The organism is Klebsiella sp. K4, assembly GCF_014596785.2.
GTDB lineage: Bacteria > Pseudomonadota > Gammaproteobacteria > Enterobacterales > Enterobacteriaceae > Klebsiella > Klebsiella pneumoniae.
On record NZ_CP115021.1, the window covers coordinates 753,724 to 776,008 of the forward strand.

Here is a 22,285-nt window from a genome sequence, read left to right on the forward strand (position 1 = left end):
TCCTCCCGGGATGGGAGGAAGCTCAGGAAGGTTAATCGCGGGCACCGATCTCGCGCAGTGGACGACCTTGCATCAGGTTACGTTCAATATGTTCCAGCGAGACGTTTTTGGTTTCCGGGATCAGCCACAGCGTCAGCAGGATAAACAGCACGTTCAGACCTCCGTACACCCAGAAGGTATTGGCGCTGCCCAGCGAGTTGAGCATGGTCAGGAAGGTGGCGCCGACAATCATGTTGGCAATCCAGTTGGTCGCTGTGGAGCAGGTGATACCGAAGTCGCGGCCTTTCAGCGGCTGGATTTCGGAGCACAGTACCCAAATCAGTGGGCCGGCGCTCATGGCGAAACCGACGATGAACATCAGCAGCATCAGGACGGCGATGTACTGGGCGGTAGAGGAGTGAATGCCGATGTGCATCATGGTACCCAGGACGCCCATACCCGCGGCCATCACGATAAAGCCAAGGATCAGCGTCGGTTTACGGCCCCAGCGGTCGACCAGACCGATGGCGATAAAGGTGGCCAGCACGTTAGTCAGACCGACGATCACTGTCCCCCACATTTGCTCAGTGGTGTTGGCATAACCCGCCAGCTCAAAGATCTTCGGCGCGTAGTACATGATGACGTTCATCCCGGTGAACTGTTGCATCACCTGCAGCAGGATGCCGAGGAACACCGCGCGGCGGAAGTTGCTGTTGTCTTTAAACAGCGACCAGCCGGACTGTTTTACCTTCAGGCTTTCACGGATTTCATCGAGCTCGCGTTTCGCTTCGGCGCTGGTATCGCGCAGGCGCAGCAGCACGCGTTCCGCATCGACAAAGCGACGTTTGGCGGCGAACCAGCGCGGGCTGTCCGGCAGGAAGATAACGCCGATCAGCAGCAATACCGCCGGAATGATGATAACCCCGAGCATCCAGCGCCATGCGCCGCTGTAGCTGAAAGCGGTGTCAGAGAGATAGGCGCCAAGGATCCCGATGGTGATCATCAGCTGGTACATGGAAATCATACTGCCGCGAATTTTTTCTGGCGCGATTTCCGATAGATACAGCGGAGCCGTATATGAGGCGACGCCCACCGCCAGGCCGAGCAGCACACGGGAAACCAGCAGGATCTCGACGTTTGGCGCGGCGGCAGAGAACAGCGAACCGGCGACGAAGAGGATGGCGCCGATCATCAGGCTCTTTTTCCGGCCCAGTTTGAAAGAGAGCCAGCCGCTGCCGACCGCGCCGACGGCAGCTCCGAACATCATGGAGCTGACCACCCACTCCTGGGTGTGGGCGGAAATCTGGAACTCATTGGCAATAAAGGGTAAGGCACCCGCAATAACACCGATATCAAGGCCGAACAGCAGGCCAGCCAGCGCGGCGAGGAAACAGACGAAGAACGTCATAGTCTTGTTCGAACGCCCTTGTTTTTTGTTGTCAGGCATAACGCCCTCCAGTTGAGTTATTGATTCTGTCGATGGTTAGGGTAGGACACTCGTCGGTAAAAAAACGTGACTATAATCACGGCTGTGTAATCGTTTCCACAAAGGTAAAGAAACGTAATTCATTAAATGCTTTTTAAATCAGCAATATAAACAAGGATAGACGACATTTTGAAAAACGGTAATCAGAGTTGACCGAAACAATATGTAACATTGTGAAAAATGGGTACAGGAGATAGCGTCTTTGGGCAGAAGGTGACAGTCTTTACTATGTAATCGCTTTCATTTTTTGGCGGCCGCGCGTTGAAATGGGGGCGCAGAAAAGGGGGGGGGGGGAGGCGTAAATAAAAAGGCCAGCGCGAGGCTGGCCTTGAAGAGAGGAAGCGCGGAGATTATTTCAGACCGGCCGCTTCCCGCAGCAGCGCCGCTTTGTCGGTTTTTTCCCATGGGAAATGTTCGCGACCAAAGTGACCGTAGGCTGCGGTTTCTTTGTAGATCGGGTGCAGCAGATCCAGCATCTGAATCAGACCGTATGGACGCAGGTCGAAGAACTCACGCACCAGCAGGGTCAGCTGTTCAGAAGGCACTTTCTCGGTGCCAAAGGTTTCCACCATGATGGACGTCGGTTCTGCAACGCCGATAGCGTAGGAAACCTGAATTTCGCAACGATCGGCCAGGCCTGCGGCAACGATGTTCTTCGCCACATAGCGCGCCGCGTAGGCTGCGGAACGGTCAACTTTAGATGGATCTTTACCGGAGAACGCGCCGCCGCCGTGGCGAGCCATGCCGCCGTAGGTATCAACGATGATCTTACGACCGGTCAGACCGCAGTCGCCCATCGGGCCGCCAATAACGAAACGGCCGGTCGGGTTGATGAAGAATTTGGTGGACGCGTTGAGCCATTCGGTCGGCAGAATCGGCTTGATGATCTCTTCCATCACTGCTTCCTGCAGGGATTTCTGATCGATATCTTCCGCGTGCTGAGTCGACAGAACGACCGCGTCGATGCCGACGATTTTGCCGTCGTCATACTGGAAGGTCACCTGGCTTTTCGCATCCGGGCGCAGCCACGGCAGGGTGCCGTTTTTACGCACTTCAGCCTGACGCTGCACCAGACGGTGAGCGTAAGTCACCGGCGCCGGCATCAGCACGTCGGTTTCGTTAGTGGCGTAGCCAAACATCAGCCCCTGGTCGCCGGCGCCCTGTTCCAGCGGATCGGCACGGTCAACGCCCTGGTTAATGTCCGGAGACTGTTTGCCAATGGCGCTCAGTACGGCGCACGAGTTGGCGTCAAAGCCCATATCGGAATGCACGTAGCCAATTTCGCGGACGGTGTTGCGGGTGATCTCTTCGATATCAACCCATGCGCTGGTGGTGATTTCGCCGCCTACCAGCACCATGCCGGTTTTGACATAGGTTTCACATGCGACACGCGCTTTCGGATCCTGCTCGAGGATCGCATCCAGCACGGCATCGGAGATTTGGTCAGCAATTTTGTCAGGATGCCCTTCTGATACGGACTCAGACGTAAAAAGGTGTTTTGCCATATTTTATTTCACCTGTGGACGATTCGGATAGCTCATACTGTTGTGTAATGTGGCTTTGGTGGATAATCAGCGCAAAGCCGCGCAGGTAGCGACACGAGCAGTCTGAGTGTTAATCAGTATAGACGGATTAACTTCTGGACGGCCATTTTAGGTCAAATCTTGAGCCCATTTCCAGCCTTTTTTGATGGCGGTCGCATTTATGGGAAAACCCGCCTGGCAAAATTTCCTGACAACCGCGCAAACAGGCACATTTTTATTTTGCTTTTTACCCCGCTTCTCGGTATAAAACGCCGCGCGCGGCTCATTAAAAAAGCGCACGGGGCATGGCCCTGTGGTGCCACTTCCAGCCGGGTTAAGCAGTCTGTATTTACAGAATCTCGCAGCGGCGTAGCGCCTGTTGCCCGGTATGTATAGCTTTGGCTTGTCGCCGACCCTGTCGCAGGGCGGTGTGGAGGTGATACCAGATAATGAACCAATGTTTTTCGTTTGATTCGTCGCGTCGTTCTGTCGCGCGTCAGCACTCCGCAACCTGCATCTCTCTCATGCAAACCAGCCGATGTTCACCCCATCTCGGCGCTTCTCAGGATTCCAGGGCCGGTCGGCCGTCAGAAAACTGAACAAGGGCGCTCTTGCCTGGCAAGAGTTTTCTCGTGGTTTCTCCGGACTGTCATACTCTGTTCGGCTACGTGTTTTACGATGATATGAATAAGAAACCGGTCGCGCAGTCGCAAAACCAGCAGATAGTGCTGGGCTTTAGGACTGTTCATGGGTTGTTATCGCATCTTTGGACTGCGATAGTAGTTAACTGTCTTACACTTATTATTAAAAATTGAGGTTCGCTATGTCTGACGACATGTCTATGGTTTCGCCTTCGTCAGCAGGCGAACACGGTGTACTACGTTCCATGCAGGAGGTAGCGATGAGCTCCCAGGAAGCCAGCAAGATGCTGCGTACTTATAATATTGCCTGGTGGGGCAATAACTATTATGACGTCAACGAACTGGGCCACATCAGCGTTTGCCCGGATCCGGACGTCCCGGAAGCGCGCGTTGACCTCGCAGAATTAGTCAAAGCGCGTGAAGCGCAAGGGCAGCGCTTGCCGGCGCTGTTCTGCTTCCCGCAGATCCTGCAGCACCGCCTGCGCTCGATCAACGCCGCCTTCAAACGCGCGCGTGAATCGTATGGCTATAACGGCGATTACTTCCTCGTCTACCCGATCAAGGTTAACCAGCACCGTCGCGTGATTGAATCGCTGATCCATTCCGGAGAGCCGCTGGGCCTGGAAGCCGGTTCGAAAGCGGAACTGATGGCCGTGCTGGCGCACGCCGGGATGACCCGCAGCGTCATCGTCTGTAATGGTTATAAAGACCGCGAATATATCCGTCTGGCGCTGGTGGGCGAGAAGATGGGCCACAAGGTCTATCTGGTCATTGAGAAGATGTCCGAGATCGCTATCGTACTGGAAGAGGCCGAGCGCCTGAACGTGGTGCCGCGCCTTGGCGTACGTGCGCGTCTGGCCTCGCAGGGCTCCGGTAAATGGCAGTCCTCCGGCGGCGAGAAGTCCAAGTTCGGCCTCGCAGCGACCCAGGTGCTGCAACTGGTCGAAATTCTGCGCGAGGCAGGCCATCTTGAGAGCCTGCAACTGCTGCACTTCCACCTCGGTTCGCAGATGGCTAACATTCGCGATATCGCCACCGGCGTGCGTGAATCGGCGCGTTTCTACGTCGAACTGCATAAGCTGGGCGTCAATATTCAGTGCTTCGACGTCGGCGGCGGCCTGGGCGTGGACTATGAAGGCACCCGCTCGCAGTCCGATTGCTCGGTGAACTACGGTCTGAACGAATACGCCAACAATATCATCTGGGCGATCGGCGATGCCTGCGAAGAGAATGGCCTGCCGCACCCGACGGTGATCACCGAGTCCGGCCGCGCGGTGACCGCGCACCATACCGTGCTGGTTTCCAACATCATCGGCGTTGAGCGTAACGAATACACCGAGGCGACCCCGCCGGCGGAAGACGCTGCGCGTCCGCTGCAGAGCATGTGGGAAACCTGGCTGGAGATGCACGAGACCGGCAACCGCCGCTCGCTGCGCGAATGGCTGCACGACAGCCAGATGGACCTGCACGATATCCACATCGGCTACTCCTCAGGCACCTTCAACCTGCAGGAGCGCGCGTGGGCGGAACAGCTGTATCTGAACATGTGCCATGAGGTGCAGAAGCAGCTCGACCCGAGCAACCGCGCCCATCGTCCCATCATCGATGAGCTGCAGGAGCGAATGGCGGATAAAATCTACGTCAACTTCTCGTTGTTCCAGTCGATGCCGGATGCCTGGGGGATCGATCAGCTGTTCCCGGTGATGCCGCTGGAAGGGCTGAACAAGTCGCCGGAGCGCCGCGCGGTGCTGCTGGACATCACCTGCGATTCCGATGGCGCCATCGATCACTACGTGGACGGCGACGGGATCGCCACCACCATGCCGATGCCGGAATACGACCCGGAGAACCCGCCGATGCTGGGCTTCTTCATGGTTGGCGCCTATCAGGAGATCCTCGGCAACATGCATAACCTGTTCGGCGATACCGAGGCGGTGGACGTGTTCGTCTTCCCTGACGGCAGCGTTGAGGTTGAGCTGTCCGACGAGGGCGATACCGTGGCGGATATGCTGCAGTATGTGCAGCTGGATCCGAACACGCTGCTGACCCAGTTCCGCGATCAGGTGAAAAATACCGGTCTGGACGACGCGCTGCAGCAGCAGTTCCTCGAGGAGTTCGAGGCGGGACTGTACGGCTATACTTATCTGGAAGACGAGTAGCTGCTGATGCCCGGTGGCGCTGCGCTGACCGGGCCTGCGTATGTCGGCCGGATAAGGCGAAGCCGTCATCCGGCAGCATGCGATACTCACTTGAACCCGTATGCATTACCGGCGATAATTCACGCCAATAAGCGATTTATCTATCAAACCCTTCCTCGTCGGGCCTAACGACGCGGAGGGGTTTTTTTATACTTATTTTTTACGTTCCACGACTGTCAAAAGAGGTCATATCCATGAGCACTTTAGGTCATCAATACGATAACTCCCTGGTATCCAATGCCTTTGGCTTTCTGCGTTTGCCAATGAACTTTATGCCGTATGAAAGCGATGCGGACTGGGTCATCACCGGCGTGCCGTTCGATATGGCGACCTCCGGGCGCGCGGGCGGCCGTCATGGCCCGGCGGCGATCCGTCAGGTTTCTACTAACCTTGCCTGGGAGCACAACCGTTTCCCGTGGAACTTCGATATGCGCGAGCGCCTGAACGTGGTGGACTGCGGGGATCTGGTGTACGCCTTCGGCGACGCGCGCGAAATGAGCGAGAAGCTGCAGGCTCACGCCGAGAAGCTGCTGGCGGCCGGCAAACGTATGCTCTCCTTTGGCGGCGACCACTTCGTTACCCTGCCGCTGCTGCGCGCCCATGCCAAGCACTTTGGTAAAATGGCGTTGGTGCACTTCGATGCTCACACCGATACCTACGCCAACGGCTGCGAGTTCGACCACGGCACCATGTTCTATACCGCGCCGAACGAAGGGCTTATCGATCCGAACCACTCCGTACAGATCGGGATCCGCACCGAGTTCGACAAAGACAATGGCTTTACGGTACTGGATGCCGGCCAGGTTAACGACCGCAGCGTTGATGACGTGATTGCCCAGGTGAAGCAGATCGTCGGCGACATGCCGGTGTACCTGACCTTTGATATCGACTGTCTGGATCCGGCGTTTGCGCCAGGCACCGGTACCCCGGTTATCGGTGGGCTGACCTCCGACCGCGCGATCAAGCTGGTGCGCGGCCTGAAGGACCTGAACATCGTCGGGATGGACGTGGTGGAAGTCGCCCCGGCCTACGATCAGTCCGAAATTACCGCTCTGGCGGCGGCGACCCTGGCGCTGGAGATGCTGTACATCCAGGCGGCGAAAAAGGGCGAATAACCCCGGTAACCCCCTGTGCCGTACGGTACAGGGGGTTAATCAAGGCGCCGACCGCTGGGCCCGCGACCGCCGTCAAGGCGCACCGCATACTGGGCGAAACAGTCCACACCGAAGCCGACCGGTCCCTGGGTAAAGCCCGATTCGAAGGTGGCGATAATCCCCTGGCCCCATTCGGCTTTATCCGGCAACCCATCGCGATAATCACGTTTGGTATATACCCTAAATATTTCGAGTTGCCGGACAAAACGGCTAGCCGTTTTGAACAGCGCTTGCGCTGGCCCCGTAGGGGCGAGGCCCAGGGATAGGCCGAGTTATTGCCAACGCACATGCAGCTTGAAGTATGACGGGTATAAGCGTTACGTAAAAAGAGTTCCAAGTGGCTGTCTTCAATAAAGCCCTGGCTATTTGATTGTTGGCTGGCAAAGATTGGTGAGGAGGCGCTAGCGCCTCCCGCTGATGATTATTTAATCCCGTCGGCCTTCATGCGATCGCGAATATGCTGGGCACGCGCTTCTGAGGCCGGGTGATCGTCAAACATGGAGCTCTGACGGCCGGCTTCCAGCTTGGCCAGTTTCTCGAAGCTGGTGGCCAGTCCCGACGGATTGATACCGCGCTTACGCAGCAGGTCGTAAGAGTAGTCATCCGCTTCCGATTCCTGACGCTGGGAGAACTGCGAGTTCACCAGTTTTTCGCCCAGATCGCCCAACTGAGACTGCGACAGGCTACCGACGATACCGCCCGCGGAGGCCGCCGCCGCACGCACGGCGTTGGTACCCAGGGCGACCTGCATGCCTTTCTTCACGTGGCCCAGCGCGACGTGGCCCATTTCGTGGCCGATCACCGCCTCGACTTCATTATCGTTCATCAGATCCATCAGCCCGCTGTAGACGCGGATGCAGCCGTTGGCCATGGCGAAGGCGTTGACATCCTTGGTCTCATAGACCTTGTAGTTCACGGGCTGACCATTGATGTTATCGCCCAGCGCAGCCGCGATTTTGTTCAGCCGCTGGCTGTATTCACTGTTGGCCGGGGCGATTTTCGCTTTGGCGTCCATCTCTTTACAGGCCTGGTCGCTTAAGGTTTTCACCTGCGCGTCGCTGAGAGAGTATGCCTGGAAGGCTTCGGCGCCTGAGCTGAGCAGACCGTTGGAGTCCATGTTCTGACATCCGGTGAGGGTTGCTGCGATCCCAAGAGCAAGTACGGTTGAGCGAATTTTCATTTTTATCTTCCACAATCTTATGGTTGTTTATCCGAAAATACGGCGACGGCAGGGAACCGTATTCTGCGTAAATTATAAAGAGTATCGCAGGATGCGGGCGAGCGGATTCCGGCGTAGCACAACCTGTTCCAGAGATTTCTTAAAGGGCAAAAGGATGCTCCATGTACATGACTTGTCGCTTGGGTTACATTGTTCACACTTTTTTCCGGCGTAGCCCAAAACGCGCTCTCGTCAAGTCGTTAAGGGCATGGCCTTCAACAGTCCGAACTGGAGTCAAAATGTCCTCACGTAAAGAGCTTGCTAACGCTATTCGTGCGCTGAGCATGGACGCTGTACAGAAAGCCAAATCCGGCCACCCGGGGGCCCCGATGGGTATGGCTGACATTGCCGAAGTGCTGTGGCGTGATTTCCTGAACCATAACCCGAACAATCCGGCCTGGGCTGACCGTGACCGTTTTGTGTTGTCAAATGGCCATGGTTCGATGCTGATTTACAGCCTGCTGCACCTCACTGGCTACGATCTGCCGATTGAAGAGCTGAAAAACTTCCGCCAGCTGCACTCCAAAACCCCGGGTCACCCGGAAGTCGGCTACACCGCAGGCGTGGAAACCACCACCGGTCCGCTGGGCCAGGGTATCGCTAACGCGGTCGGGATGGCTATCGCCGAGAAAACCCTGGCGGCGCAGTTCAACCGTCCGGGACACGATATCGTCGACCACTACACCTACGCCTTCATGGGCGACGGCTGCATGATGGAAGGCATTTCTCACGAAGTGTGCTCCCTGGCCGGTACCCTGAAACTGGGTAAACTGGTGGCGTTCTATGATGACAACGGCATCTCCATCGACGGCCACGTTGAAGGCTGGTTCACCGACGACACCGCGAAACGCTTTGAAGCCTACGGCTGGCACGTGGTGCGCGGCGTGGACGGTCACGACGCTGACGCCATCAAACGCGCGGTAGAAGAAGCGCGGGCGGTCACCGACAAACCGTCCCTGCTGATGTGCAAAACCATCATCGGCTTCGGTTCGCCGAACAAAGCCGGCACCCACGACTCCCACGGCGCGCCGCTGGGCGACGCCGAAATCGCCCTGACCCGCGAAGCGCTGGGCTGGAAACACGCGCCGTTTGACATCCCGTCTGACATCTATGCCCAGTGGGATGCCAAAGAAGCCGGCCAGGCGAAAGAAGCCGCATGGAACGAGAAGTTCGCTGCCTACGCCAAAGCCTTCCCGCAGGAAGCAGCCGAATTCACCCGCCGTATGAAAGGCGAAATGCCGTCTGACTTCGACGCGAAAGCTAACGAGTTCATCGCGAAGCTGCAGGCCAACCCGGCGAAAATCGCCAGCCGTAAAGCCTCGCAGAACGCCATCGAAGCCTTCGGCCCGCTGCTGCCGGAATTCCTCGGCGGCTCCGCAGATCTCGCGCCGTCCAACCTGACCCTGTGGTCCGGCTCTAAGCCGATCAACGAAGACGCTGCCGGGAACTACATCCACTACGGCGTGCGCGAGTTCGGTATGACCGCTATCGCCAACGGTATCGCGCTGCACGGCGGCTTCCTGCCGTACACCTCCACCTTCCTGATGTTCGTGGAATACGCGCGTAACGCGGTACGTATGGCCGCGCTGATGAAACAGCGTCAGGTGATGGTCTACACCCACGACTCGATCGGTCTGGGCGAAGACGGCCCGACTCACCAGCCGGTAGAGCAGGTGGCTTCCCTGCGCGTGACCCCGAACATGTCCACCTGGCGTCCGTGTGACCAGGTTGAATCCGCGATTGCGTGGAAATATGGCGTGGAGCGTCAGGACGGCCCGACCGCGCTGATCCTCTCCCGTCAGAACCTGGCGCAGCAGGAGCGTACCGCAGAGCAGCTGGCGAACGTGGCCCGCGGCGGTTATGTGCTGAAAGATTGCGCCGGCCAGCCGGAGCTGATCTTCATCGCCACCGGTTCAGAAGTGGAGCTGGCGGTTGCCGCATGGGACAAACTGACTGCCGAAGGCGTGAAGGCGCGCGTGGTTTCCATGCCGTCCACCGACGCGTTCGACAAGCAGGATGCGGCTTATCGCGAATCCGTACTGCCGAAAGCCGTGACCGCGCGCGTTGCCGTGGAAGCGGGTATCGCTGACTACTGGTTCAAATACGTTGGCCTGAACGGCGCTATCGTTGGCATGACCACCTTCGGTGAGTCTGCGCCGGCTGAGCAGCTGTTCGAGGAGTTCGGCTTCACCGTTGATAACGTGGTCGCTAAAGCGAAAGCGCTGCTGTAATCGCTGGCACGGTGCGGGCTGATGCCCTCACCCCACCCCTCTCCCACAGGAGAGGGTGCAAACACCAAAACGGTAACCCCTGGGTTACCGTTTTGCTTTTATCTCGCCACCCGGCTTTTTTGTATCTGCTATTCCTGAACCATGTAATACGGTTGTAAATTATTCCAGCAAAAATGTGATGTGAGTCATATAGCTGGTTTATTGCGCTGGACAAACATTCCTTTTATTCCTCATTTCGCTTATTCTAGCTGAAGCGTTTCAGTCGTTTAAATGTTCGACAATTAATCAATCAGTCGCAGTTTGCAGCTGGTAAGGTTCCCCTCAGAGCGTTGCTGGATTACTCTGTCAGCCACCTCATAACAGGGACAGCCTTGCAGGAGATCTATGACCATTCGCATCGCGATTAATGGCTTCGGTCGCATTGGACGCAACGTGGTTCGTGCTCTATATGAATCCGGGCGTCGTGCGGAAATCACCGTGGTGGCAATCAATGAGCTGGCGGATGCCGCGGGCATCGCGCATTTATTGAAATATGACACCAGCCATGGCCGTTTCGCCTGGGATGTCCGTCAGGAGCGCGAGCAGCTGTTTGTTGGCGACGATGCCATCCGTCTGCTGCATGAGCCGACCATTGCGGCGCTGCCCTGGCGCGAACTGGCGGTGGACGTCGTGCTTGACTGTACCGGGGTATACGGGAGTCGTGAACACGGTGAAGCCCATCTTCAGGCGGGGGCGAAAAAAGTGCTCTTTTCCCACCCCGGCGGCAACGACCTCGACGCGACGGTGGTGTACGGCGTAAATCAGGATGAACTTCGCGCCGGGCATCGCATCGTCTCCAACGCCTCCTGCACCACCAACTGCATTATTCCGATCATTAAACTGCTCGATGACGCCTATGGCATTGAGTCCGGCACCGTCACCACCATTCACTCGGCGATGCATGACCAGCAGGTGATTGACGCTTATCATCCGGATCTGCGGCGTACCCGCGCGGCCAGCCAGTCGATCATTCCGGTGGATACCAAACTGGCGGCAGGGATCACCCGTATTTTTCCGCAATTTAACGACCGTTTTGAAGCGATTGCCGTGCGGGTGCCGACGATTAACGTGACGGCAATTGACCTGAGCGTGACGGTGAAAAAACCGGTAAAAGCATGTGAAGTCAACCAGTTGCTGCAAAAAGCAGCACAAGGTGCATTTCATGGTATAGTTGACTATACGGAATTACCGTTGGTCTCGACAGATTTTAACCACGATCCGCACAGCGCCATCGTCGATGGTACGCAAACCCGGGTCAGTGGCGCGCATCTGATCAAAACGCTGGTCTGGTGCGATAACGAATGGGGCTTTGCTAACCGAATGCTCGACACGACGTTAGCGATGGCGGCTATTGGTTTCAGGTTCGACGCGTAAACGTCGACAAAACTTTATGAATCAACGAGAGGATTCACCATGTCTGTAATTAAGATGACCGATCTGGATCTGGCTGGTAAACGCGTTTTTATCCGTGCGGATCTGAACGTACCAGTTAAAGACGGGAAAGTAACCAGCGACGCACGTATCCGTGCATCTCTGCCGACCATTGAACTGGCGCTGAAGCAGGGCGCGAAAGTCATGGTTACTTCTCACCTGGGTCGTCCGACCGAAGGCGAGTACAACGAAGAATTCTCTCTGCTGCCGGTTGTTAATTACCTGAAAGACAAACTGTCCAACCCGGTACGCCTGGTTAAAGACTACCTGGACGGCGTGGAAGTGGCTGCCGGTGAACTGGTGGTGCTGGAAAACGTTCGCTTCAACAAAGGCGAGAAAAAAGACGACGAAGAACTGTCTAAGAAATACGCTGCGCTGTGCGACGTGTTCGTGATGGACGCTTTCGGTACTGCGCACCGCGCGCAGGCTTCCACCCACGGCATCGGCAAATTTGCTGACGTGGCGTGCGCAGGCCCGCTGCTGGCCGCTGAACTGGACGCGCTGGGTAAAGCGCTGAAAGAGCCAGCTCGTCCGATGGTCGCTATCGTTGGTGGTTCTAAAGTGTCCACCAAACTGACCGTTCTGGATTCCCTGTCTAAAATCGCTGACCAGCTGATCGTGGGCGGCGGTATCGCTAACACCTTCGTTGCCGCTCAGGGCCACAACGTCGGTAAATCCCTGTACGAAGCAGATCTGGTTGATGAAGCCAAGCGCCTACTGGGCACCTGCGATATCCCGGTTCCGACCGACGTTCGCGTAGCGACCGAGTTCTCCGAAACCGCAACGGCAACCCTGAAGTCTGTTAACGACATCAAAGATGACGAGCAGATTCTGGACCTTGGCGACGTTTCCGCACAGAAACTGGCTGAAATCCTGAAGAACGCCAAAACCATCCTGTGGAACGGCCCGGTTGGCGTATTCGAATTCCCTAACTTCCGTAAAGGGACTGAAATCGTGGCTAACGCTATCGCGGACAGCGAAGGTTTCTCCATCGCCGGCGGCGGTGACACCCTGGCAGCGATCGACCTGTTCGGCATCGCTGACAAAATTTCCTACATCTCCACTGGCGGCGGCGCATTCCTTGAATTCGTCGAAGGCAAAGTCCTGCCGGCAGTAGCGATGCTCGAAGAGCGCGCTAAGCAGTAATTCAGTTCAGGCGGGGAAACCCGCCTGTTTTTCAGCGCGCTTAAGGGCTCGCGAACCTTCTTCAACGGTCGAAGATACAGATACAGGACTAAGTAACATGTCTAAAATTTTTGATTTCGTAAAACCGGGCGTCATCACTGGCGACGACGTTCAGAAAGTGTTCCAGGTAGCGAAAGAAAACAACTTTGCACTGCCGGCGGTAAACTGCGTAGGTACTGATTCCATCAACGCCGTTCTGGAAGCTGCAGCGAAAGTTCGCTCTCCGGTTATCGTTCAGTTCTCTAACGGCGGCGCAGCGTTCATCGCAGGTAAAGGCGTGAAAACTGACGTTCCTCAGGGTGCTGCTATCCTCGGCGCTATCTCTGGCGCCCACCACGTGCACCAGATGGCTGAACACTACGGCGTGCCGGTTATCCTGCACACTGACCACTGCGCGAAGAAACTGCTGCCGTGGATCGACGGCCTGCTGGACGCCGGTGAAAAACACTTCGCCGCTACTGGCAAACCGCTGTTCTCTTCCCACATGATCGACCTGTCTGAAGAGTCCCTGCACGAAAACATCGAGATCTGCTCTAAGTACCTGGCTCGCATGGCCAAAATGGGCATGACCCTGGAAATCGAACTGGGCTGCACCGGCGGTGAAGAAGACGGCGTGGATAACAGCCACATGGACGCTTCCGCCCTGTACACCCAGCCGGAAGACGTGGATTACGCCTACACCGAGCTGAGCAAAATCAGCCCGCGCTTCACCATCGCCGCTTCCTTCGGTAACGTACACGGCGTGTACAAACCAGGTAACGTAGTTCTGACCCCGACCATCCTGCGCGACTCTCAGGAATATGTTTCCAAGAAACACAACCTGCCGCACAACAGCCTGAACTTCGTGTTCCACGGCGGTTCCGGTTCTTCCGCTCAGGAAATCAAAGACTCCGTCAGCTACGGCGTGGTGAAAATGAACATTGATACCGACACCCAATGGGCAACCTGGGACGGTATCCTGCAGTATTACAAAGCGAACGAAGCTTACCTGCAGGGCCAGCTGGGCAACCCGAAAGGCGAAGACCAGCCGAACAAGAAATACTACGACCCGCGCGTATGGCTGCGTGCTGCCCAGACTTCCATGGTGACTCGTCTGGAGCAGGCATTTAAAGAGCTGAACGCGATCGACGTTCTGTAAGAAAAATCTGTTTCTTACCCGGAAGCCCGCAGCAATGCGGGCTTTTTTATTATCTTAACAACAGGATAGCGCGGCAGAAAACTGTGATCCATTTGGCAAAACGTGCACTTATTGTTTACCCTATAACCTGACTGCCCTGTCGCAGGCTGAGTTATTTACTTCCCCCCAGGGGATTCATAAGGAATGTTAAATGGAAGATTTGAACGTTGTCGATAGCATCAACCACGCCGGGACGTGGCTGGCACGCAACCAGGAGCTGCTGCTGAGCTATGCCGTCAACATCGTCGCGGCTATCGCTATCCTGATCGTCGGGATGATCGTGGCGCGCGTCGTCTCTAATACCGTCAACCGCCTGATGCTGGCGCGTAAAATTGACGCTACCGTGGCCGATTTTCTCTCTGCGCTGGTGCGCTATGCGGTTATCGCCTTTACGCTGATTGCCGCCCTGGGGCGGGTAGGCGTGCAGACCGCCTCGGTGATTGCGGTGCTGGGTGCTGCCGGTTTGGCGGTGGGTTTAGCGCTGCAGGGATCGCTGTCGAACCTTGCCGCAGGCGTACTGCTGGTGATGTTCCGCCCGTTCCGCGCTGGCGAGTATGTCGACCTTGGCGGCGTGGCAGGTACGGTGTTGAACGTGCAGATTTTCTCCACCACCCTGCGTACCGCGGACGGTAAAGTAGTGGTGGTCCCGAACGGGAAAATCATCGCCGGCAATATCATTAACTTCTCCCGGGAGCCTGCGCGTCGCAATGAGTTTATTATCGGCGTCGCTTACGATGCTGATATCGACAAGGTAAAGCAGCTGCTGACCTCGATTATCGAATCTGACGATCGAATTCTGCGCGATCGGGAAATGACCGTTCGTCTGAACGAACTCGGCGCCTCGTCGGTGAACTTCGTGGTGCGCGTGTGGAGCAAAAGCAGCGATCTGCAAAACGTCTACTGGGATATCCTCGAGCGTATCAAGCGTGAATTTGACGCCAACGGCATCAGCTTCCCTTACCCGCAGATGGATGTTCATGTGGTGCGCCTGCCGGAAAAAGCAGAGTAAACCGCCTCTCAATAACTTAGGCCGGCCATGCCGGCCTTTTTCAATAGCTCATCATTAGTTGTTCTAATTAATGATTAATTCTTTCAATTTCCGCTAATAATTCATTCGCGCTATAGTCAGCGCCACTCTCGAACTCAGCGGATAAATCCTTATGTTTACTTATTACTTTCAGGGGCTTGCCCTGGGAGCGGCTATGATATTGCCGCTTGGCCCTCAAAATGCCTTTGTGATGAATCAGGGGATCCGTCGTCAGTATCATCTGATGATTGCCCTGCTATGCGCGGTCAGCGACTTGCTGTTAATCTGCGCTGGCATTTTCGGCGGTAGCGCACTGCTGATGCAATCCCCGTGGCTGCTGGCGCTAGTGACCTGGGGCGGCGTGGCCTTTTTGCTGTGGTATGGCTTCGGCGCATTGAAAACGGCGTTCAGTCAGAGTCTTGAACTCGCCAATGCAGAGGTAATGCAGCAGGGGCGCTGGAAAATCATTATCACCATGCTGGCGGTGACCTGGCTTAATCCGCACGTTTATCTGGACACCTTTGTGGTGTTAGGCAGCCTGGGAGGTCAGCTGGCGGTGGAGCCGAAGCGCTGGTTTGCGCTAGGGACCATTAGCGCCTCTTTCCTGTGGTTCTTTGGCCTGGCGCTGTTAGCCGCCTGGCTGGCGCCGCGACTACGTACCGCCAGAGCCCAGCGGATCATCAATATTGTGGTCGGCGCCGTCATGTGGTTTATTGCGTTTCAGCTGGCAAGAGAAGGCGTCAGCCATATCCAGGCGTTGCTTAACTAAGCGTTGTCCGATGGACTTTCCTGCTGTACGCGCTAAGCTTGCTGGCATGCGTCCCGTAAGGGCGATTTAAGTAACATGGAGAAACGACAGTGAAGTTAAAAGTCTTAGCCCTGGCGGCAACACTCGGATTGACCACGATGGCGGCACAGGCCAGCGAATTGCCGGATGGCCCGCACATTGTGACTTCAGGCACAGCAAGCGTTGCCGCGGTTCCGGACATCGCCACCCTGGCGATCGAAGTGAACGTGTCGGCAAAAGACGCCGCGTCGGCAAAAAAACAGGCTGACGATCGCGTTGCGCAATATCTCTCTTTCCTCGAAAAGAGCGGTATTGCTAAAAAGGACATCAACTCGGCGAATCTGCGTACCCAACCTGATTACGACTATCAGAACGGGAAAAGTATTCTGAAAGGCTATCGCGCGGTGCGCACAGTGGAAGTGACCTTGCGCCAGCTGGATAAACTCAACGGTCTGCTGGATGGCGCCCTGAAAGCGGGTCTCAACGAAATTCGCTCCGTCTCGCTGGGCGTTGCGCAACCGGACGCCTACAAAGATAAGGCGCGTAAAGCGGCGATCGACGACGCCGTGCATCAGGCGCAGGAGCTGGCCGCAGGCTTCCACAGCAAGCTGGGTCCGGTGTACAGCGTGCGCTACCATGTCTCCAACTATCAGCCGAGCCCGATGGTTCGCATGATGAAGGCCGCTGACGCTGCGCCGGTTTCTGCCCAGGAAACCTACGAGCAGGCGACTATCCAGTTTGACGACCAGGTCGATGTAGTCTTTGAGCTGCAGCCGGCGCAAGCCGCTGCTCCAGCCACCCCGGCGAAACCGGCGGAAACGCCGAAACCGGCCCAGTAAGCGATAGAAACAAAAAAGCCACTTCAGCGAAGTGGCTTTTTTATGCCCGCGGTTTAATCCTGACGCAGCACCTTGTGTCCGTAGTCAATGAGCGCATCGGTCACCCGGCGCATCATGCGGCTTTCCGGGGCGAAGCGGTGCCAGTAGAGCATGCGGCGCTGGAACAGGCCCGGGGTGAGATCGATAAGTTCGCCGCTGTTGAGCTCTTTTTCGATCTGCAGATGCGGGATCATACAGCAGGTGGTGCCCTGGCGCGCCAGCTGCACGAAAGCTTCCGACGAGTTGACGATGTGGCAGGGGACGCTGCCCGGCGGCAGGTCGAAGTTTTGCTGCAGGAACGCCTGATGCATATCGTCCAGATGGTCGAAGGCGACGACCGGCGCCTTAAGCAGCGCCGAACGCGTCACGCCATTCGGGAAATAGCGTTGCGCAAACTCTTTTGATGCGACAAACAGGTAATCGAGCGCCCCCAGCTGATCCACCAGGCAGCTTGGCAGCGCCTGCGGCTGGATACTCACTGCGCCCACTACTTCGCCACGGCGCAGGCGCTCCTGGGTGCGGGTTTCATCTTCCACCTGCAGGTTGAGACGAATAGGGGAGTCTGACAGAACGTTGGCCAGCGCCGGCAGCAGCCAGGTCGCCAGACTGTCGGCGTTCACCGCCAGCGACAGCAGCAGCGGCGTAGAGCCGGTTTGTTCATCGCCCAGCCACTCTTCCTCCAGCAGTTCAACCTGGCGCAACAGAGCCAGCAGTTTCTGTCCTTGCTCGGTGGGGCGCGGCGGCACGGTACGCACCAGCAGCGGCTGGCCGAACATATTTTCCAACTGCTTAATACGCTGTGAGACGGCGGACTGGGTAATACATAGCTTCTGCGCGGCGCGCTCAAATCCTCGTTCCCTAATCACCGCATCCAGCGCTTGTAGTGTCCTGTAGTCCGGTCGTTTCATTATTCTGGCGTGCCCCCATAACTAATCGTTATCTCGCACTATGACATAAATTTTTATTTGATACAGACGAAATTGGTCTGTTCAGTTGTGTGATCTGCATCGCAGGGACATTTCCACTATCGATGTTCTATAATGCGCCACAGGCATTCACATCTCGGACCAGAATTATGACGCAGGATGAACTGAAAAAAGCGGTAGGTTGGGCAGCACTGCAATATGTACAGCCAGGGACTATTGTCGGCGTAGGCACCGGCTCGACGGCGGCCCATTTTATTGACGCGCTGGGCACCATGAAGGGGCAGATCGAAGGGGCGGTTTCCAGCTCCGACGCCTCCACCGAGAAGCTGAAAAGCCTCGGGATCACCGTCTTCGATCTTAACAGCGTCGATCGCCTGGGGATCTATGTTGACGGCGCGGATGAGATCAACGGCCATATGCAGATGATCAAAGGCGGCGGCGCGGCGCTGACCCGTGAAAAGATCATCGCCTCGGTCGCGGATAAGTTTATCTGCATCGCCGACGCCTCCAAGCAGGTCGATATTCTGGGCAAGTTCCCGCTGCCGGTGGAAGTCATTCCGATGGCGCGCAGCGCCGTGGCGCGTCAGCTGGTCAAGCTGGGCGGCCGTCCAGAGTACCGTCAGGGCGTGGTGACCGATAACGGCAACGTGATCCTTGACGTGCACGGCCTGGAAATTCTCGATGCGATCGCGCTGGAAAACGCGATCAACGGTATTCCTGGCGTCGTCACCGTGGGGCTGTTCGCCAACCGTGGCGCCGACGTGGCGCTGATTGGCACTGCCGACGGCGTGAAGACCATCGTAAAATAGTCTGTCCGCAGGGAGCCGACCGGCTCCCTCGCAAATATTTTTTCATCAGGTGCAATTTGGTGACTTCTGTCACATTTATGCAACCATTCTGATTTACACGCTACCATTTCTTCTCTTTCTGGTGTTTTGTCCTGCGATTTCCCTCTGGATGACATTTCTTCAGGACGGCGACGCAAACGTTCATATTGCCGCGATAGTTTTTTTTGATATGTTGCTGAGACGAACTTTCGTTCAGCACGACATCAGTTAAGACAAAACAGGACGGGGAAATGGCTAAGGTATCACTGGAAAAAGACAAGATTAAATTTCTGCTGGTTGAAGGTGTGCATCAAAAGGCAATCGATAGCCTTCGCGCAGCGGGTTACACCAACATTGAATTTCATAAAGGCGCGCTGGATTCAGAACAGCTGAAAGCGTCGATCCGTGATGCCCATTTCATCGGCCTGCGTTCCCGTACCCATCTGACTGAAGAGATTTTCGCCGCAGCGGAAAAACTGGTTGCCGTCGGTTGCTTCTGCATCGGGACCAACCAGGTCGATCTGAACGCCGCTGCGAAGCGCGGTATTCCGGTGTTTAACGCGCCGTTCTCTAACACCCGCTCGGTGGCCGAGTTGGTGATCGGCGAACTGCTGCTGATGCTGCGCGGCGTGCCGGAAGCCAACGCCAAAGCGCACCGCGGGGTGTGGAACAAGCAGGCGGTCGGCAGCTTCGAAGCGCGTGGTAAAAAGCTGGGCATCATCGGTTACGGCCACATCGGTACCCAGCTTGGCATTCTGGCGGAATCGCTGGGAATGCACGTCTTCTTCTATGATATTGAAAACAAACTGCCGCTCGGCAACGCCACTCAGGTACAGCATCTCTCCGACCTGCTGAACATGAGCGATGTGGTCAGCCTGCACGTGCCGGAAAACGCCTCTACCAAAAATATGATGGGCGCGGAAGAACTGGCGCTGATGAAGCCGGGCGCGCTGCTGATCAACGCCTCCCGCGGTACCGTGGTGGACATTCCGGCGCTATGCGATGCGCTGGCCAGTAAGCATCTGGCCGGGGCGGCTATCGACGTCTTCCCGACTGAACCTGCGACCAACAGCGACCCCTTCACTTCGCCGCTGTGCGAGTTTGATAACGTGATCCTCACACCGCATATCGGTGGCTCCACTCAGGAAGCGCAGGAGAACATCGGTCTGGAAGTAGCTGGCAAGCTGGCGAAATACTCTGACAACGGGTCAACCCTGTCGGCAGTTAACTTCCCGGAAGTTTCTCTACCGCTGCACGGCGGCCGCCGTCTGCTGCATATCCATGAGAACCGGCCGGGCGTCCTGACCGCAATCAACCAAATCTTCGCCGCGCAGAGCATCAACATTGCCGCCCAGTATCTGCAAACGTCGCCGCAGATGGGCTACGTGGTGATTGATATTGAAGCGGAAGAAGATGTTGCCCAGCAGGCGCTGCAGGCAATGAAAGCGATCCCGGGGACTATCCGCGCCCGTCTGCTGTTCTAATCATTTTTGCCTCTCGGGCAGGTCGCGTACCTGCCCGTTTTTTTGTTAATACTTTCCAGGCTGAATTTTTCGTCCCCGCGTACCTACCAACACCAGGTTTTTCCCGGGGTGATGACCGCCGGCAGCGGGATATCCCACTCTTCGCTCGGCAGGCTATCCACCTGCTGGCAGTCGTGCGCGTAGCCCACCGGCTGCAGGCGATACTGCTGCCAGTTTTGCAGCGTCCGGTCGTAAAAACCGCCGCCCATTCCCAGCCGTTGGCCACTGACATCGAAGGCCACCAGCGGGGTCACCAGCACATCGAGTTCAGCCAGCGGCAGCACATCCCGCACATCGAGCTTCGGTTCGCGGATCTTCAGGCGATTCACGATCAGTTGGCTCTGCGGATGGTAGTGTAAAAACAGCAGATTGCCGGGGCTAAAGGGATGCAGCACCGGGAGATATACCCGCTTGCCGGCGCGCCAGAGCTGGTCGATCAGCGGCTGGGTGTCCAGCTCGCCGTCAAAGGAGAGAAACAGCGCCACGTTGTGGGCGAGAACTACCGGCGGCCAGGCCATCATCCGCTCGGCGGCCTGTTGGGCAAACAGGCGCTGTTGCTCCGGGCTGAGTGCGCGTCGACGATCGCGGATCTGCTGGCGAATATGCTGACGGGAGAGCAGGGTATCGGGCTGTATAGTCATGCAGGTCTCGTTACGAGCTGGCGAAACAATAGGAGCAAGTGTAATACAGGGCGGCTTCAGCCGAAAACACGTATGGGGGATGATGCGAAGTAAAGAAGGGAATCTCCGAGATGCCGCCGCAGGCTGTAACCCTTGAACCCTTGGTTCAAGGTGAATGTGTCGTCACGGTTTTAAGGCTTCTCGGACGAACCGAGCATGCTCACCAACCGTGGAGCGCCACATTCTTGTGGTATGAAATATCGGCTCAGGGGACTGGCCCGCTTGCAAACATCTCAGAGAAATTTTGTTCTTGCGATTACTCTAACACAGTTAACTGCAAAGTGTTATTCAAACTTCGACCCTGGCTTTTCGCTTATGCGACCTTGCTCAAGCAATGCTTGTTCGATGGTCTGCTGAAGCATGCGAATGCGCTGCTCCATGCTGGAAGCGTAGTCGCGGGTCTTCGCTTTTTCCTGAGTCAACTCATAGCTGATGTTCAACGCCGCGATGAAGACCAGCTGCTCAGTATTTGTGACTCTAGTGCGTTCTTTTAAATCTTGCAACCGCTGATTAAGGTCTTCAGCTGCCTGATTCAGGGCATCCCTTTGTTCAGGCGGGCAATTCACTCGCAGTGAACGGCCGAAAATTTGGAGATCTACGGGTTGTGCAGACATGCCACCTTCCTGCTGATTGACTGCGCTGCCTTCACACCCTGGCCCGGGTCTGCGAAGGGGCGACACTATAGCTACCCTGGTGCGAAGATACAAGCCCTATTCTGGTTCACCAGGGTCCAAAGTGGTAGCATACCATGAATATTCCTCCCAACGATGACGAATGCGCATGTCTATACAGAACGAAATGCCTGGTTACAACGATGTAGACCAGTTACTGAACCAACAAGGGGTAGGTCTCACCCCGGCCGAAATGCACGGTTTGATCAGCGGATTGCTGTGCGGCGGCAACACGGACAGCAGCTGGCAGCCGCTGGTGCACGACCTGACCAACGAAGGTCTCGCCTTTGGCCATGAACTGGCTCAGGCGCTGCGTAACATGCATTCCGCCATCAGCGATTCACTGGATGACGACGGTTTCCTCTTTCAACTGTATCTGCCGGAAGGCGATGCGGTGAGCGTCTTTGACCGTGCCGACGCCCTCGCCGGTTGGGTCAACCACTTCCTGCTTGGTCTTGGCGTTAGCCAGCCGAAGCTGGATAAAGTGAAGGATGAAACCGGGGAAGCGATTGACGATCTGCGTAATATTGCCCAGCTGGGCTACGATGAAGACGAAGATCAGGAAGAGCTGGAGATGTCTCTGGAGGAGATTATCGAGTATGTCCGCGTTGCCGCACTGCTGTGCCACGACACCTTTGCCCGTCAGCAGCCAACCGCACCGGAAGTCCGCAAACCGACATTACACTAACTAAAATTCGTTCAG

General features: G+C 56.5%; 19 protein-coding genes, 1 other RNA gene and 2 pseudogenes. 13 read left to right on the top strand and 9 right to left on the bottom strand.

Features of this window, described 5'->3' with window-relative positions; genetic code table 11:
• Positions 1-31 precede the first annotated feature (31 nt).
• A complete protein-coding gene (locus IB144_RS03755) occupies positions 32-1,426 on the bottom strand; it encodes a sugar porter family MFS transporter (RefSeq protein ID WP_002916587.1) in 1,395 nt (464 codons plus the stop codon).
• 389 nt (positions 1,427-1,815) lie between these two features.
• Positions 1,816-2,970, bottom strand: a complete 1,155-nt coding sequence (metK, locus tag IB144_RS03760) for a methionine adenosyltransferase (RefSeq protein WP_004149807.1) — start codon at positions 2,968-2,970, stop codon at positions 1,816-1,818.
• A 701-nt stretch (positions 2,971-3,671) separates the two neighbouring features.
• On the opposite strand from metK, the gene yqgB reads away from it, so the two are divergent.
• The 3 genes from yqgB to speB all read left to right on the top strand — a co-directional run bounded on the left by yqgB (position 3,672) and on the right by speB (position 6,942).
• Entirely contained in the window at positions 3,672-3,803 is a 132-nt protein-coding gene (gene yqgB / locus IB144_RS03765; RefSeq protein WP_002916578.1) for an acid stress response protein YqgB, read from the top strand.
• A gap of 8 nt (positions 3,804-3,811) precedes the next feature.
• Positions 3,812-5,788: a biosynthetic arginine decarboxylase gene (gene speA / locus IB144_RS03770; RefSeq protein WP_004149805.1), complete on the top strand. Its 1,977-nt coding sequence runs from the start codon at positions 3,812-3,814 to the stop codon at positions 5,786-5,788.
• A 233-nt stretch (positions 5,789-6,021) separates the two neighbouring features.
• The gene (gene speB, locus IB144_RS03775; protein WP_002916572.1) at positions 6,022-6,942 is read left to right on the top strand and encodes an agmatinase; all 921 of its coding nucleotides are present in this window, start codon (positions 6,022-6,024) and stop codon (positions 6,940-6,942) included.
• A 59-nt stretch (positions 6,943-7,001) separates the two neighbouring features.
• Here speB and IB144_RS03780 read toward each other — a convergent pair.
• The 3 genes and pseudogenes from IB144_RS03780 to IB144_RS03790 form a co-directional block, all read right to left on the bottom strand.
• Positions 7,002-7,241 (bottom strand): annotated as a pseudogene (locus tag IB144_RS03780) (OprD family outer membrane porin); the annotation flags it as partial.
• 44 nt (positions 7,242-7,285) lie between these two features.
• Positions 7,286-7,369: pseudogene (locus tag IB144_RS03785) on the bottom strand (hypothetical protein); the annotation flags it as partial.
• Positions 7,370-7,402: 33 nt separating this feature from the next.
• A complete protein-coding gene (locus tag IB144_RS03790) occupies positions 7,403-8,161 on the bottom strand; it encodes a M48 family metallopeptidase (protein WP_004151780.1) in 759 nt (252 codons plus the stop codon).
• 278 nt (positions 8,162-8,439) lie between these two features.
• Between IB144_RS03790 and tkt the strand changes: the two genes are divergently transcribed.
• The 7 genes from tkt to IB144_RS03825 all read left to right on the top strand — a co-directional run bounded on the left by tkt (position 8,440) and on the right by IB144_RS03825 (position 16,916).
• A complete protein-coding gene (gene tkt, locus IB144_RS03795; RefSeq protein WP_004174438.1) occupies positions 8,440-10,431 on the top strand; it encodes a transketolase in 1,992 nt (663 codons plus the stop codon).
• A gap of 384 nt (positions 10,432-10,815) precedes the next feature.
• Positions 10,816-11,844, top strand: a complete 1,029-nt coding sequence (gene epd / locus IB144_RS03800; protein WP_002916512.1) for an erythrose-4-phosphate dehydrogenase — start codon at positions 10,816-10,818, stop codon at positions 11,842-11,844.
• A 39-nt stretch (positions 11,845-11,883) separates the two neighbouring features.
• Positions 11,884-13,047, top strand: coding sequence for a phosphoglycerate kinase (gene pgk, locus IB144_RS03805; RefSeq protein WP_002916508.1), 1,164 nt, complete (start codon positions 11,884-11,886; stop codon positions 13,045-13,047).
• 97 nt (positions 13,048-13,144) lie between these two features.
• Positions 13,145-14,224: a class II fructose-bisphosphate aldolase gene (gene fbaA / locus IB144_RS03810; protein ID WP_004144748.1), complete on the top strand. Its 1,080-nt coding sequence runs from the start codon at positions 13,145-13,147 to the stop codon at positions 14,222-14,224.
• A gap of 190 nt (positions 14,225-14,414) precedes the next feature.
• Complete coding sequence (locus tag IB144_RS03815; RefSeq protein WP_002916504.1) at positions 14,415-15,272, top strand: small-conductance mechanosensitive channel MscS; 858 nt, start codon at positions 14,415-14,417, stop codon at positions 15,270-15,272.
• Between the two features lie 151 nt (positions 15,273-15,423).
• Positions 15,424-16,059 carry an arginine exporter ArgO gene (argO, locus tag IB144_RS03820; RefSeq protein ID WP_004144747.1) on the top strand — a complete coding sequence of 212 codons (636 nt, stop codon included), beginning with the start codon at positions 15,424-15,426 and terminating at the stop codon, positions 16,057-16,059.
• An 89-nt stretch (positions 16,060-16,148) separates the two neighbouring features.
• Positions 16,149-16,916: an oxidative stress defense protein gene (locus tag IB144_RS03825; RefSeq protein ID WP_002916499.1), complete on the top strand. Its 768-nt coding sequence runs from the start codon at positions 16,149-16,151 to the stop codon at positions 16,914-16,916.
• Between the two features lie 53 nt (positions 16,917-16,969).
• Here IB144_RS03825 and argP read toward each other — a convergent pair whose 3' ends face one another.
• Entirely contained in the window at positions 16,970-17,863 is an 894-nt protein-coding gene (gene argP / locus IB144_RS03830; RefSeq protein WP_002916497.1) for a DNA-binding transcriptional regulator ArgP, read from the bottom strand.
• Between the two features lie 167 nt (positions 17,864-18,030).
• Here argP and rpiA point away from each other — a divergent pair, with 167 nt between their 5' ends.
• Both rpiA and serA read left to right on the top strand, forming a co-directional pair.
• Complete coding sequence (gene rpiA, locus IB144_RS03835; protein ID WP_002916495.1) at positions 18,031-18,690, top strand: ribose-5-phosphate isomerase RpiA; 660 nt, start codon at positions 18,031-18,033, stop codon at positions 18,688-18,690.
• A gap of 269 nt (positions 18,691-18,959) precedes the next feature.
• Positions 18,960-20,192 carry a phosphoglycerate dehydrogenase gene (serA, locus tag IB144_RS03840; RefSeq protein WP_002916493.1) on the top strand — a complete coding sequence of 411 codons (1,233 nt, stop codon included), beginning with the start codon at positions 18,960-18,962 and terminating at the stop codon, positions 20,190-20,192.
• An 83-nt stretch (positions 20,193-20,275) separates the two neighbouring features.
• Here serA and IB144_RS03845 read toward each other — a convergent pair whose 3' ends face one another.
• The 3 genes from IB144_RS03845 to zapA form a co-directional block, all read right to left on the bottom strand.
• A complete protein-coding gene (locus tag IB144_RS03845) occupies positions 20,276-20,872 on the bottom strand; it encodes a 5-formyltetrahydrofolate cyclo-ligase (protein WP_002916490.1) in 597 nt (198 codons plus the stop codon).
• Between the two features lie 98 nt (positions 20,873-20,970).
• Positions 20,971-21,154: non-coding RNA, 6S RNA (gene ssrS / locus IB144_RS03850), on the bottom strand.
• 41 nt (positions 21,155-21,195) lie between these two features.
• Entirely contained in the window at positions 21,196-21,525 is a 330-nt protein-coding gene (zapA, locus tag IB144_RS03855) for a cell division protein ZapA (protein WP_002916488.1), read from the bottom strand.
• A 166-nt stretch (positions 21,526-21,691) separates the two neighbouring features.
• Between zapA and IB144_RS03860 the strand changes: the two genes are divergently transcribed.
• The gene (locus IB144_RS03860; protein ID WP_002916486.1) at positions 21,692-22,270 is read left to right on the top strand and encodes a YecA family protein; all 579 of its coding nucleotides are present in this window, start codon (positions 21,692-21,694) and stop codon (positions 22,268-22,270) included.
• The last annotated feature ends 15 nt before the right edge of the window (positions 22,271-22,285 follow it).

Coding starts and splice junctions, on each gene's coding strand:
- speA (WP_004149805.1), top strand. CDS start 3,812: ATGTCTGACGACATGTCTATGGTTTCGCCTTCGTCAGCAGGCGAACAC.
- IB144_RS03755 (WP_002916587.1), bottom strand. CDS start 1,426: ATGCCTGACAACAAAAAACAAGGGCGTTCGAACAAGACTATGACGTTC.
- fbaA (WP_004144748.1), top strand. CDS start 13,145: ATGTCTAAAATTTTTGATTTCGTAAAACCGGGCGTCATCACTGGCGAC.
- IB144_RS03860 (WP_002916486.1), top strand. CDS start 21,692: ATGTCTATACAGAACGAAATGCCTGGTTACAACGATGTAGACCAGTTA.
- argP (WP_002916497.1), bottom strand. CDS start 17,863: ATGAAACGACCGGACTACAGGACACTACAAGCGCTGGATGCGGTGATT.
- yqgB (WP_002916578.1), top strand. CDS start 3,672: ATGAATAAGAAACCGGTCGCGCAGTCGCAAAACCAGCAGATAGTGCTG.
- argO (WP_004144747.1), top strand. CDS start 15,424: ATGTTTACTTATTACTTTCAGGGGCTTGCCCTGGGAGCGGCTATGATA.
- IB144_RS03815 (WP_002916504.1), top strand. CDS start 14,415: ATGGAAGATTTGAACGTTGTCGATAGCATCAACCACGCCGGGACGTGG.
- IB144_RS03790 (WP_004151780.1), bottom strand. CDS start 8,161: ATGAAAATTCGCTCAACCGTACTTGCTCTTGGGATCGCAGCAACCCTC.
- serA (WP_002916493.1), top strand. CDS start 18,960: ATGGCTAAGGTATCACTGGAAAAAGACAAGATTAAATTTCTGCTGGTT.
- zapA (WP_002916488.1), bottom strand. CDS start 21,525: ATGTCTGCACAACCCGTAGATCTCCAAATTTTCGGCCGTTCACTGCGA.
- pgk (WP_002916508.1), top strand. CDS start 11,884: ATGTCTGTAATTAAGATGACCGATCTGGATCTGGCTGGTAAACGCGTT.
- rpiA (WP_002916495.1), top strand. CDS start 18,031: ATGACGCAGGATGAACTGAAAAAAGCGGTAGGTTGGGCAGCACTGCAA.
- speB (WP_002916572.1), top strand. CDS start 6,022: ATGAGCACTTTAGGTCATCAATACGATAACTCCCTGGTATCCAATGCC.
- epd (WP_002916512.1), top strand. CDS start 10,816: ATGACCATTCGCATCGCGATTAATGGCTTCGGTCGCATTGGACGCAAC.
- IB144_RS03845 (WP_002916490.1), bottom strand. CDS start 20,872: ATGACTATACAGCCCGATACCCTGCTCTCCCGTCAGCATATTCGCCAG.
- metK (WP_004149807.1), bottom strand. CDS start 2,970: ATGGCAAAACACCTTTTTACGTCTGAGTCCGTATCAGAAGGGCATCCT.
- tkt (WP_004174438.1), top strand. CDS start 8,440: ATGTCCTCACGTAAAGAGCTTGCTAACGCTATTCGTGCGCTGAGCATG.